The 11,556-nt window shown below is 60.4% G+C and carries 11 protein-coding genes; 7 read left to right on the top strand and 4 right to left on the bottom strand.

Annotation, left to right across the window (positions count from 1 at the left end; all coding sequences use genetic code 11):
* Both OC610_RS12545 and OC610_RS12540 read left to right on the top strand, forming a co-directional pair.
* Nucleotides 1–1,401 (top strand): hypothetical protein (locus OC610_RS12545; protein WP_264428062.1); only part of this gene is annotated, 1,401 nt, incomplete at its 5' end.
* 268 nt (nt 1,402–1,669) lie between these two features.
* Nucleotides 1,670–2,185, top strand: coding sequence for a hypothetical protein (locus OC610_RS12540; RefSeq protein WP_264428061.1), 516 nt, complete (start codon nt 1,670–1,672; stop codon nt 2,183–2,185).
* A 20-nt stretch (nt 2,186–2,205) separates the two neighbouring features.
* Here the strand turns inward: OC610_RS12540 and OC610_RS12535 are convergent, their stop codons facing one another.
* From OC610_RS12535 to OC610_RS12520, 4 genes are all read right to left on the bottom strand, one after another.
* Nucleotides 2,206–3,075, bottom strand: coding sequence for an AraC family transcriptional regulator (locus tag OC610_RS12535; RefSeq protein WP_264428060.1), 870 nt, complete (start codon nt 3,073–3,075; stop codon nt 2,206–2,208).
* A 106-nt stretch (nt 3,076–3,181) separates the two neighbouring features.
* Complete coding sequence (locus tag OC610_RS12530) at nt 3,182–3,475, bottom strand: hypothetical protein (RefSeq protein WP_264428058.1); 294 nt, start codon at nt 3,473–3,475, stop codon at nt 3,182–3,184.
* Nucleotides 3,476–3,505: 30 nt separating this feature from the next.
* The gene (locus tag OC610_RS12525; RefSeq protein WP_264428056.1) at nt 3,506–4,534 is read right to left on the bottom strand and encodes an alpha/beta hydrolase; all 1,029 of its coding nucleotides are present in this window, start codon (nt 4,532–4,534) and stop codon (nt 3,506–3,508) included.
* Nucleotides 4,535–4,559: 25 nt separating this feature from the next.
* Nucleotides 4,560–5,006: a cyclophilin-like fold protein gene (locus OC610_RS12520; RefSeq protein WP_264428053.1), complete on the bottom strand. Its 447-nt coding sequence runs from the start codon at nt 5,004–5,006 to the stop codon at nt 4,560–4,562.
* A gap of 127 nt (nt 5,007–5,133) precedes the next feature.
* Here OC610_RS12520 and OC610_RS12515 point away from each other — a divergent pair, with 127 nt between their 5' ends.
* The 5 genes from OC610_RS12515 to OC610_RS12495 all read left to right on the top strand — a co-directional run bounded on the left by OC610_RS12515 (nt 5,134) and on the right by OC610_RS12495 (nt 11,430).
* The gene (locus OC610_RS12515; protein ID WP_264428051.1) at nt 5,134–6,063 is read left to right on the top strand and encodes a LysR family transcriptional regulator; all 930 of its coding nucleotides are present in this window, start codon (nt 5,134–5,136) and stop codon (nt 6,061–6,063) included.
* A 240-nt stretch (nt 6,064–6,303) separates the two neighbouring features.
* Entirely contained in the window at nt 6,304–6,786 is a 483-nt protein-coding gene (locus tag OC610_RS12510) for a formate dehydrogenase subunit gamma (protein WP_264428049.1), read from the top strand.
* Nucleotides 6,780–8,339 carry a formate dehydrogenase beta subunit gene (locus tag OC610_RS12505; RefSeq protein WP_264428046.1) on the top strand — a complete coding sequence of 520 codons (1,560 nt, stop codon included), beginning with the start codon at nt 6,780–6,782 and terminating at the stop codon, nt 8,337–8,339. The genes OC610_RS12510 and OC610_RS12505 overlap by 7 nt, the downstream gene beginning before the upstream one ends.
* Nucleotides 8,336–11,212 carry a formate dehydrogenase subunit alpha gene (gene fdhF, locus OC610_RS12500; protein WP_264428044.1) on the top strand — a complete coding sequence of 959 codons (2,877 nt, stop codon included), beginning with the start codon at nt 8,336–8,338 and terminating at the stop codon, nt 11,210–11,212. The genes OC610_RS12505 and fdhF overlap by 4 nt, the downstream gene beginning before the upstream one ends.
* On the top strand, nt 11,209–11,430 hold the full coding sequence (locus tag OC610_RS12495; RefSeq protein ID WP_264428042.1) for a formate dehydrogenase subunit delta: 222 nt from the start codon (nt 11,209–11,211) through the stop codon (nt 11,428–11,430). Before fdhF ends, OC610_RS12495 begins: the two co-directional genes overlap by 4 nt.
* Nucleotides 11,431–11,556: the final 126 nt, after the last annotated feature.

Here is an 11,556-nt window from a genome sequence, read left to right as displayed (position 1 = left end):
TGTGAACGAATACCTCGATTCTCGCTTTCTCTTTCGCCAGCCCTTGCCCCTTCAATCTGTCCAGGCGATCAAAATCCGCCGTCTGTCGGCACTGTCAGATCTGACAGTAGAACAGAAATAGCTTGTCCTCTAATTAATGAACCGTCGTTCATGCTTGATGAGGGCGGTGCAATGAAAAAGTCATTATTCTTTTTTGGGGCGGGTCTGTTAGTTGTCTGTCAACAAGTGGCTGCTCAATGGGTTCAGGGTGATACGACACCCAGTTCAATTGAGGACGGTAATGCAACAGTAGCTGATCTCAGGAGTCGATATGCCAATACAGCTCCGAACTGTGGCACGGATAACAGCCCTGCGCTCCTTTGCAGTGGGGTTATTCTACGGGTCACATCAAGAGGTGTCGGGTTCGACATATGGGATCCCAGTGACAGGTCCGTGCAGCGCAACGTCATTTCGTTTTCTTATTTGCGTGCCGATGCAAAGTTCAAAGTACTCGCCTGGGCGGGTCAAACCAAAAACGGGTACATCATCTATCCGAAACTCACTTCGCCCGCCGGTAAATTGCTGACTGAGGCTCTCTGCTCGTTTCCAATGGATGCCTGGGATTGGCATCGCGGTGCGCCATGCCAGACGTTGACGGAGATGACCAAGGACGGCAACGGTAACGTAGTCGCCATTATTCCCCATGTTCGTAGTAGCCCCTGTCAACTGCAGAACGTCCTTAATTCGGACGCATGGGTGCAACATTGGCGCGCAAGCACAAGCAGCAACCCCTATCTGGATCAATGCGGATTTATGGTGGACAGCGGAACTCCTGGAAGCGCTACTTATTTTTATGAATCACTTAAGGCCAAACAGAAAATCAATGGGTTCAACGAGTGGAATGAATTGCAGCTGCGTGCCTGGCCAAGGGGTACCCCAAACACGTTGCCCATTCAGGCTTTTTTCTACACAGATACGCCCGGATTGGTGGATGCCAGATCCAACCAGAAAGACTTCTATAAAAAAACTGGAGGCATCGTCGTTCCGATTATAAAACTGACCCTCCCGGCGAGCCCAACCGAGGACGCTAAGTTTGAATTTTCTAACCTGGATCAAGAAGTCACCGCCGGTGCGGGAACTCTGCCGGGGTACTCGGATCCACCGTGGATTTTCAGTCCAATGAAGGAATTGGCCGTGAAAAATGGTTTTAGAATTTCAGGAAAAAGCCAGCCAGGCGCCACGGTAGAGGTCTGCCTACAGGGTGGAGGATATTGTTTCAATAAGGCTGTTGCGGACGGCCTTGGATATTGGTACATCGACGGCGCTCAGTTAAGTCCAGGCACATATACCTATACAGCCAAGCAAACATACAATGGGCAAGTGTCAGGTTGGTCGAGCCATCGAACCGTTACGGTTAAATAGTCGCCGGGCAAAGCGGTCAGCTACGCTTTGCCGAACTCAAGTCTTCGGAAATCTGATAAGGCAACACCTTTAGATATAAGGTGTGGGAGTGAAACGTTTTGCCCTTGCTGCACCTTTGGTTGCCCAAATTGCGCACGCTCGGATGTGAATCTCCCTGCACGATCTGTACAGCTGTGCGCCATATGGCAAACTTGGCAAAATAAGCTACTCGCGTTTGCTCGGCGCGCTAATATCCGCGCTGACCTCCCAACACCGCGGACCCCACTCGATGAAATTGCGCCTGCTCACCGCTACCCTGTTTTTCGCCTGCACCCTGGCCCACGCCGCCGAGCCGAAAATCCCCAAAGCCCTGGAACAGCAGGTCGGGCACTTGGTGGCGCTGCTCAAGGACAGCTATGCCACTGGCTATCCCGAAGCGACGCTGGTGCAGACCCTGGATACCGGTGAGGACAGCCAGGTCACGCTCGCGGTCTTCACCCTCGAGGGTTTCGGGATGGGTAACAACTACAGCCAGTACCTGGCGGTCTTCAATCCCGAGGAGAACGAAGAAGGCGTGCCGCATTACAGTCTGTTGGACGTGATGCGCATCGGCGGTGACAGCTGGCGGGCGATCGATAAGTTGGACGCCAAGCTGGTCAGCGACCCGGCGGGTGAGCAGACCTTGATCGACATCCCCGTAATGGAAAACACCGACGACGATGCGCCGAATTTCCCCAGCAGGGCGGCGGTCATCCACCTTTCACTGGATGGCTCACCGTCCTTGCGGCTGATGGAGATCAAATAGGGCGGTTTTGCACGATTCCTCTATTGCAGCGGAACATACACATCGGTTTGCCATTGATCTTGTGGCGTCTCCGGATAGACGCTCAGATAGTGGAAGAACAGCGGCTGGTCCCGAAGCTCTTCGCCGCTCGCGGGAAGCCAGTCGCGATAGATCGGGTAGATCGTTTCGCCGATGTGATCCGGTGATCCCCCGTGGCGAACCACGACATAGCGGCCGCCGGGTATGACAAGCGGCTGGACGCCGAACTCGTTCGGCGCCACATCCTCGTCAATCTCGCCACAGATCGCGAAGCGGAAAGCGTGTGGCGGTGTCGTATCGGGATTGCCGTAAGGGATGCCGAACGTGCGGCTTGTCGCCACCGGCGATTGTCCGCTGCGCATGCGCCACTCGATGAACTGGCGCACGCTTTCATTGACGAGCCCCGCAGGTCCGCGGTGCTCAAGCGTTGCTACCTTGATTTCAGGGCATTCAACGATTCGAACGTGCATGAGGATATTCCTTGAGAAATGGGGAATGGCAAACACCGTATTCCAGACCTGCCAGTTCGGGTTCTTCCTGAACACACTCGGCGCCATGCCGAACGCTCGTCCGAACGCCCGGCAAAAGGCCTCGGGACTCTGAAAACCTGTATCCAATGCCGCGTCCAGTACCGAGTAATCTGCGTTTGCGATCAGGCGATGTGCCGCCTGACGCAGCCGCATCAGTTGCACATAACGTGAAACGGGCACGCCCGTGTACGCAGTAAATTGTCGATGGAAGTGAAACACCGAGAAGTTCGCCACATCACTCAGCGCCTTTACCGACAGATCCCCTTCGAGATGGGTATCGATGTAGGCCAGGACGGCGTCGAAGCGTTTTGTGTAAGCGAAATCGCTCGGTTGTTCAGGCACGGGTAAAGGCTCTTGGAAGTGCGGTCGGCGTAGAGTCGACGATTGGCCATGGGCCTGCCTAGCCGTGTTTGCTCAAAGAGCAAGCGTCAGCAACGAAAGGCCAGCGTTACCCGCGTCGGATATGCACGCGATACCGGATACACCGATCAAACCGGTCTTCCGGGTTTTCGTAAGCTTCGATTGTTTCCAGGAAACCCGTGCGCTCAAGAACGGCCAAGTCCTCGAGCGTCCAGTCAAAAGGAAAGTCGCCGGAGAACGTCTTGCCTTGATGTTCAACCCAGTGATCGACGGGGAAGGGCATGTAGCCGAGCCATTCGGATTGATAGGTTATTTCGTCCGAGCCGCCTGCGACCACAACAGCGCGGATCTGGTTCTTGAGGATGGCAACACGTTCATCCATGGCTTTTTTGATCTCGGTTGACGCTCGATATCACTTCAGGTTGTTTTGAAAGAAACTCGTCAACTTGTCAAACGGAATCAGATCGATCCGATCATAAAGATCCACATGCCCGGCCCCAGGAATGATCACCAGTTCCTTGGGTTGACCGGCGAGCTTGTAGGCCTCTTCGCTGAACTCACGGGAGTGCGCATCGGCGCCGGCGATGAACAGCATTGGGTGAGGCGAGATGGTCTCGATGTCATTGAGCGGATAGAAATTCATGAACTTGATGTTGCTGGTCAGCGTTGGGTGCGTGGTCAGGTCTTTCGACGAGCTGGCCGGCGTGAACTCGCCGCGCGGGGTGCGGTAGAAGTCGTAGAACTCCCGTTGGATCGGGTGGGTATTTTCATCCAGTTCATGCACGGTGCCGCTGGTGTACAGCGTTTCACCGCCGGCGAACTCGACGTTACGCTGCTGGGTGGCCTGGGCGATGATGGCCCGGCGTTGATCGAGCGTCTGGGAATGCTTCAACCCGTTGCGATTGACGCCGCCCATGTCATACATGCTCACGGTGGCGATGGCTTTCATGCGCGGGTCGATCTTGGCGGCGCTGATCACGAAGCTGCCGCTGCCACAGATGCCAATGGCCCCAATGCGTTCCTTGTCGACGAAGGGCTGGGCGCTGAGAAAGTCCACTGCCGCGCTGAAGTCCTCGGCGTAGATATCCGGCGAAACCGCATTGCGCGGCTGGCCCTCGCTTTCGCCCCAGAATGAGAGGTCGAGGGAGAGGGTCACGAAGCCTTTTTCCGCCATCTTCGTCGCATATAGATTCGCGCTCTGCTCCTTCACAGCGCCCATTGGATGGCCCACGACAATCGCCGGATTGCTTTTCTTGCCATTGAGGTTCTTCGGAATGAACAGGTTTCCCGCGACGTTCATTTGATACTGGTTCTTGAAGTTGACCTTTTGCACGGTGACTTCGTCACTGGTGTAGAAGTTGTCTGCGCCGTTGGACATATCGGCTCCTATTGCTGAGAGGGAACTGAACAGAAGGGTTAATAAAACGATGATCTTTTTCATGGGGAATCCTGTCGGTGCGGAGTAGTCAGTTCTGGGAAAACGTCACCTGCACGTCTCGCCGGCCCAACGCTTGCGCCAACCTGGCGGCATCGTCTACATGCCCCAGGCGTGTGTAGGCGTAGGTCGAGTCGAAGGTCGAATAGAAGACGACCAGGGTGTCGGTGCCGTACAGCATCAGGTCGCCGTTGTGGATCGTTCCCGGCTTGCTCGCTTGAGCGGGCAGCTTCTGCGCAAGGGAGGCGTATTTCTCGTTGCGGTTGAGATCACTCATCTTCAACGTCAGCGGTAATAACGTGACAAATGCACGGGTGGCCGCGTTGTCAGCCAAGGTAATGGCAAAGCGTTGCTCGCCGACGGTCATCCACATGTCAGGTTGCTCCGTTATTGAAGGTGCCGATGCGGCATCGGATGTTGTCCCGTAGCTGCCAAGCACCAACGCTGACGCCAGCAAACCCAGCCAGACCGGTCTCATCGCGATGCCCCGAATTCGTTTCTGTTCATGGGAGCAATGGTGACGCGCGGACACTTGTGCGACTAGCTAATGAATGCTTAAAGAGGCTATAAGCAAGGCTAATCAATAACCTTTGAAGCGTTTCGCCATGGTCAGAAGAAATCTCAACGATCTGCTGTCTTTCGTGACGGTGGCGCGCGAAGGCAGTTTCACCCGTGCCGCCAATGCGCTGGGCGTTACGCAATCGGCGCTGAGCCAGGCCATCAACGGCCTGGAATCGCGCTTGCAAATCAGGCTGCTGACGCGGACCACCCGCAGCGTTTCGCCAACCCTTGCCGGCGAACGCTTGCTTCAGGCCATCGGCAATCGCTTCGACGAGATAGAGACGGAGCTGGACAGGCTCACCGAGCTGCGCGACAAGCCCGCCGGCACCGTGCGCATCACCTGCGGCGATCATGTCCTGCGTACGACCTTGCTGCCGAAACTGACCGGGCTGTTGCACGAGTACCCGGACATCAACGTCGAGTTTGATGTCAGCTACGGCTTTCGCGACATCGTCGCGGACCGTTTCGATGCGGGTGTGCGCCTGGGCGACACCATCGACAAGGACATGGTGGCGGTGCCGATCGGCCCACCCTTGCGGATGGCCGCGGTGGCTTCGCCAGCGTACTTCGCCAGCCGCGCCATCCCTGAGCACCCCCGCGACCTGATGAGCCATCGTTGTATCAACCAGCGCATGCCGACCTCCGGCGGGCTCTATGTCTGGGATTTTGAGCAACGAGGCAAGCAAGTGAACGTGCGAGTGGACGGCCAACTCATCTTCAACACGTCGACTCATATCGTGCAGGGGGCAATGGCCGGGCTGGGCATTGCCTACCTGCCGGAAGAAGAATTTGAACCGTACCTTCAGGACGGCAGGTTGGTGCGCGTATTGGAAGCGTGGTGCCCGCCGTTCTCAGGCTACTATCTGTACTACCCGAGCCGGCGCCAACCGTCACCTGCGTTTACACTGGTTGCCAACGCGTTGCGCAAAGACGTCCAGGGGGATGCCTCGAAACCGTTGCCTGCTGGCCCGTAAGGCCAAAAAACATCAGGCGTCGCTTTCAGGACACGTTTCGTCGTCCATGTGCAATCGCCAGCCCCCGGGAGTGGCAAGCTGTGAAGATGCCCCGGACCAAGTGCGCCAAAGACACCTGGCCGGAGAGCGAGAATGGCGATCGGAGTGCCACGCTACCGTGACGTGGGCCGGACGCCGCCGCCAAGACTCCGAATGGCTACCGCTACGCAGCGGTGTCCTTCGAGATGCCGAGGTTCGTTTATGCCTGATGAGACGCTTCACCTGCCTCTGATCCACAGCGTGCTGGCGCGCGAGAAGGACACCCCCGGTGCCTTGTTGCCGATCCTCCATGCCATCCAGGAAGGGTGCGGGTACGTTCCCGACGCCGCCGTCCCTGAAATCTCCCATGCCCTCAACCTCAGCCAGGCTGAAGTGCGCGGCGTGATCAGCTTCTACCATGACTTTCGCACCACGCCACCGGCGCGCCACACCCTGCGCCTGTGCCGGGCCGAGTCGTGCCAGAGCATGGGGGCCGAGGGCCTGGCGGCGCAGTTGCGCGAGCAGCTTTCGCTGGACGATCACGGCACCAGCGCCGATGGGGCCATCAGCCTGCGACCGGTCTATTGCCTCGGCGCCTGTGTCTGCTCGCCGGCCCTGGAACTGGATGGGGAACTGCACGCGCGGTTGACCCCGGAACGCCTGCGCCAGTTGGTGAATGGTTGCCTGGAGGACGGTCCATGCTGACCCTCTGCATTCCCCGTGATTCAGTGGCCTGCGCCGTTGGTGCGGACAAGGTGGCCGATGCGCTGGTCCGCGAGGCCCAGCGGCGTCAATTGCCATTGCAGGTGTTGCGCACCAGTTCCCGTGGGCTTTATTGGCTGGAACCGTTGGTAGAACTGGACACGCCAGAAGGACGCTTGGGTTTTGGCCCGGTCACCGCCCAGGACGTACCGGGCCTGCTCGATGCGCTGGCGGGTGATCCTGGCAGCCATCCAACGGCATTGGGGTTGGTTGAGCACATTCCCTACCTCAAGAGCCAGCAACGCCTGTTGTTCGCCCGTGCCGGCATCACCCAGCCATTGTCCCTCGACGACTACCGCGCCCAGGGCGGGTTCCTCGGCCTGGCCCGGGCGATCCAGACGGAGGGCGCCGAGGTGGTTGCCCAAGTGTTGGATTCCGGCCTGCGCGGCCGAGGCGGCGCGGCGTTCCCGGCGGGCATCAAGTGGCGCACCGTGCGCGACGCCCCGGGGCCGCAGAAATACGTGGTCTGCAATGCCGATGAAGGCGACTCCGGCACCTTCGCCGACCGCATGCTGATGGAAGGCGACCCGTTCCTGCTGATCGAAGGGATGATCATCGCCGGCATCGCCGTCGGCGCGACGATGGGTTACATCTACGTGCGCTCGGAATACCCGGACGCCGTCAGCACCCTGAACCAAGCGCTGCGCATCGCCCGCGAGGCCGGTTACCTGGGCGTGGATGTGGGCGGCAGTGGCCGCGCCTTCGAGCTTGAAGTCCGGGTCGGCGCCGGTGCCTACATCTGTGGCGAGGAAACCGCGCTGCTCGAATCCCTCGAAGGCAAGCGCGGCACGGTGCGCGCCAAGCCACCGCTGCCGGCGTTGCAGGGCCTGTTCGGTTTGCCGACGCTGGTGCATAACGTGGTGACGCTGGCCTCGGTGCCGGTGATCCTGGAAAAGGGCGCGCAGTTCTATCGTGATTTCGGCATGGGCCGGTCCCTGGGCACCATGCCGTTCCAATTGGCCGGCAACGTTCGTCACGGCGGCCTGGTGGAGCGGGCGTTCGGCCTGAGCCTGCGCGAATTGGTGGAAGAGTACGGCGGCGGCACCGCCAGCGGGCGTCCGCTGAAGGCCGCGCAAGTCGGCGGGCCGCTGGGCGCCTGGGTGCCACCGGCGCAGTTCGATACGCCGCTGGACTACGAAGCGTTCGCCGCCATGGGCGCGATGCTCGGCCACGGTGGCGTGGTAGTCGCCGATGACAGCCTGGACATGGCCAGGATGGCCCGGTTCGCCTTGCAGTTCTGCGCCGAGGAATCCTGCGGCAAGTGCACGCCGTGCCGCATCGGTTCGACCCGTGGCGTCGAGGTGGTGGATCGCCTGCTCGCCAGCACCGATGCCAATGCCCGCCAGGAACAGGCGTTGTTGCTGCATGACCTTTGCGACACGCTGCAATACGGCTCGCTCTGTGCCCTCGGTGGGATGACGTCCTACCCCGTCGCCAGCGCCCTCAAGCATTTCCCCGCCGACTTCGGTCTGGCGACCTCGGAGGCCGACCAATGATCACTATCTTCGATCCAGCCAGCGACATCGACCTGGGCACCCCGGCCCGCGAAAGCGACGTGCAGGTCAGCCTGACCATCGACGGGCGTGAAATCAGCGTCCCCTCCGGCACTTCGGTGATGCGCGCGGCGGCCTTGCTCGGCACCACCATCCCCAAACTGTGCGCCACCGACAGCCTGGAAGCCTTCGGCTCCTGCCGCATGTGCCTGGTGGAAATCGACGGCATGCGTGGATATCCGGCCTCGTGCACGACGCCGGTGACCGCCGGCATGGTGGTTCGCACGCAAACGTCCAAGCTCGCCACGCTACGCCGCAACGTGATGGAACTGTACATTTCCGACCACCCGCTGGACTGCCTGACGTGCCCGGCCAACGGTAACTGCGAATTGCAGACCGTGGCGGGGCAGGTGGGCTTGCGCGAGGTGCGCTACGGCTACGAAGGCGCCAATCACCTCGCCGAAGCCAAGGACGTGTCCAACCCTTATTTCGACTACGACCCGAGCAAGTGCATCGTCTGCAGTCGCTGCGTACGCGCCTGCGAGGAAATCCAGGGCACCTTCGCCCTGACCATCAGCGGGCGCGGCTTCGATTCCCGGGTGGAAGCGGCCGGCGGTGAGAACTTCCTCGATTCCGAATGCGTGTCCTGTGGTGCCTGCGTCCAGGCCTGCCCGACGGCCACGCTGATCGACAAGAGCGTGGTGGAGATCGGCCAGCCGGAGCGCAGCGTCATCACCACTTGCGCCTATTGCGGCGTGGGTTGCTCGTTCCGCGCCGAGATGAAAGGTGAACAGCTGGTGCGCATGGTCCCGGACAAGAACGGCCAGGCCAACCACGGCCACTCCTGCGTCAAGGGCCGCTTCGCCTGGGGCTACGCGACGCACCCGGACCGCATCACCAAGCCAATGATCCGCAAGCACATCAACGACCCGTGGCAGGAAGTCAGCTGGGACGAGGCGGTCACCTACGCCGCCAGTGAGCTGCGGCGCATCCAGCTCAAGTACGGGCGCGACTCCATCGGTGGCATCACCTCCAGCCGCTGCACCAACGAAGAAACCTACCTGGTGCAGAAACTGGTGCGCACGGCGTTCGGCAACAACAACGTCGACACCTGCGCCCGTGTCTGCCATTCGCCGACCGGCTATGGCCTCAAGCAAACCTTGGGTGAGTCCGCTGGTACGCAGAATTTCGATTCGGTGATGAAAGCCGACGTCATCCTGGTGATGGGCGCCAACCCCACCGACGCGCACCCGGTGTTCGGCTCGCAACTCAAGCGCCGCCTGCGCCAGGGTGCACGGCTGATCGTCATCGACCCACGGCGCATCGACCTGGTGGATTCGCCCCACGCACGCGCCGAACTGCACTTGCAACTGCGTCCGGGCACCAACGTGGCGATGCTCAACGCGTTGGCCCATGTGATCGTCACCGAAGGCCTTGTTGACGAGCCTTTCGTCAAGGCGCGTTGCGAGGCGACGGACTTTTCCCGCTGGCGCGATTTTGTCAGCCTGCCGGAAAACTCGCCCGAGGAACTCGGCCCGGTGTGCGGCGTGCCTGCCGAACAGATCCGCGCCGCCGCGCGGGTCTACGCCACGGGTGGCAACGCGGCCATCTACTATGGCCTCGGCGTCACCGAGCACAGCCAGGGCAGCACCTCGGTGATGGGTATCGCCAACCTCGCCATGGCCACCGGCAACATTGGTCGCGAAGGCGTCGGCGTGAACCCGTTGCGGGGGCAGAACAACGTCCAGGGTTCGTGCGACATGGGTTCGTTCCCCCACGAACTGCCCGGCTACCGGCACATCTCCAACGAAGCGGTCCGTGCCCAATTCGAGCAGGCCTGGAACGTGACCTTGCAACCCGACCCGGGCCTGCGCATCCCGAACATGTTCGAGGCGGCGCTGGACGGCACCTTCAAGGCGCTTTACTGCCAAGGCGAAGACATCGCCCAGAGCGATCCGAACACCCAACACGTGACCGCTGCACTGTCCGCGTTGGAATGCGTGATCGTCCAGGACATCTTCCTCAACGAAACGGCCAAGTTCGCCCACGTGTTCCTGCCGGGCAGCTCGTTCCTGGAAAAGGACGGCACCTTCACCAACGCCGAGCGTCGCATCTCCCGCGTGCGCAAGGTGATGGACCCGTTGGCCGGCAAGGCCGACTGGGAAGCCACCATCGCCCTGGCCGATGCCTTGGGCTACAAGATGGACTACCGCCATCCTTCGGAAATCATGGATGAAATCGCCCGTTTGACGCCGACCTTCAGCCGCGTCAGCTACGCTGAACTGGAGCGCCACGGCAGCCTGCAATGGCCGTGCAACGACGCCGCGCCGGACGGCACGCCGACCATGCACATCGAGGAATTCGTGCGGGGCAAGGGGCGCTTCATGCTCACCGGCTACGTGCCCACCGAAGAGAAGGTCAACAGCCGTTATCCGCTGTTGCTGACCACCGGGCGCATCCTCAGCCAGTACAACGTCGGCGCCCAGACCCGGCGCACCGACAACGTCGCCTGGCATGAGGAAGATCGCCTGGAAATCCATCCAACCGACGCCGAGAACCGCGGGATTGTAGACGAAGACTGGGTCGGTATCGGCAGCCGCGCCGGGCAGACCGTTCTGCGGGCCAAAGTGACCGAGCGGGTGGCGCCGGGCGTGGTCTACACCACGTTCCACTTCCCCGAATCCGGCGCCAACGTGATCACCACCGACAACTCCGACTGGGCCACCAACTGCCCGGAATACAAGGTGACGGCGGTGGAAATCGTACGGGTCAGCCAGCCTTCGGAATGGCAGAAGCGTTACCAGGCCTTCAGCGATGAACAAAGCCGTCTGCTCAGGGAACGTCGCCATGCCGAAAAAGCCGAGGTGCGCCGATGAGCTCGCAGAACCTGATCAAGATGGCCAACGAGATCGCCCGGTACTTCGCCACCGAGCCTGACCAGGCGCTGGCGGTGAATGGCATCCGCCAGCACATCAAGAGCTTCTGGACGCCGGGCATGCGCCGGGAGCTGGGCGCATGGCAGGAGAAGCATCCGGATGCGGTGTTGCATCCGTTGGTGTTGGCGGCGTTGAAAGAGCCGGAAGCTACAACCTGACACGCAATCCCGCTGGGCTCTGTAGGAGCTGCCGAGCAAAGCGAGGCTGCGATCTTTCCGAGTTCGATTGAATTTCGCGCGAAAGATCAAAAGATCGCAGCCTCGCTTTGCTCGGCAGCTCCTACA

Source organism: Pseudomonas agronomica (genome assembly GCF_025917275.1).
Classification (GTDB): domain Bacteria; phylum Pseudomonadota; class Gammaproteobacteria; order Pseudomonadales; family Pseudomonadaceae; genus Aquipseudomonas; species Aquipseudomonas agronomica.
This window is presented reverse-complemented; position numbering and strand designations above follow the sequence as displayed.

Bases quoted from the DNA above. Each gene is read 5' to 3' on its own strand.
- OC610_RS12540 (WP_264428061.1), top strand. From the start codon at position 1,670: ATGAAATTGCGCCTGCTCACCGCTACCCTGTTTTTCGCCTGCACCCTG.
- OC610_RS12530 (WP_264428058.1), bottom strand. From the start codon at position 3,475: ATGGATGAACGTGTTGCCATCCTCAAGAACCAGATCCGCGCTGTTGTG.
- OC610_RS12525 (WP_264428056.1), bottom strand. From the start codon at position 4,534: ATGAAAAAGATCATCGTTTTATTAACCCTTCTGTTCAGTTCCCTCTCA.
- OC610_RS12520 (WP_264428053.1), bottom strand. From the start codon at position 5,006: ATGAGACCGGTCTGGCTGGGTTTGCTGGCGTCAGCGTTGGTGCTTGGC.
- OC610_RS12515 (WP_264428051.1), top strand. From the start codon at position 5,134: ATGGTCAGAAGAAATCTCAACGATCTGCTGTCTTTCGTGACGGTGGCG.
- OC610_RS12510 (WP_264428049.1), top strand. From the start codon at position 6,304: ATGCCTGATGAGACGCTTCACCTGCCTCTGATCCACAGCGTGCTGGCG.
- OC610_RS12505 (WP_264428046.1), top strand. From the start codon at position 6,780: ATGCTGACCCTCTGCATTCCCCGTGATTCAGTGGCCTGCGCCGTTGGT.
- fdhF (WP_264428044.1), top strand. From the start codon at position 8,336: ATGATCACTATCTTCGATCCAGCCAGCGACATCGACCTGGGCACCCCG.
- OC610_RS12495 (WP_264428042.1), top strand. From the start codon at position 11,209: ATGAGCTCGCAGAACCTGATCAAGATGGCCAACGAGATCGCCCGGTAC.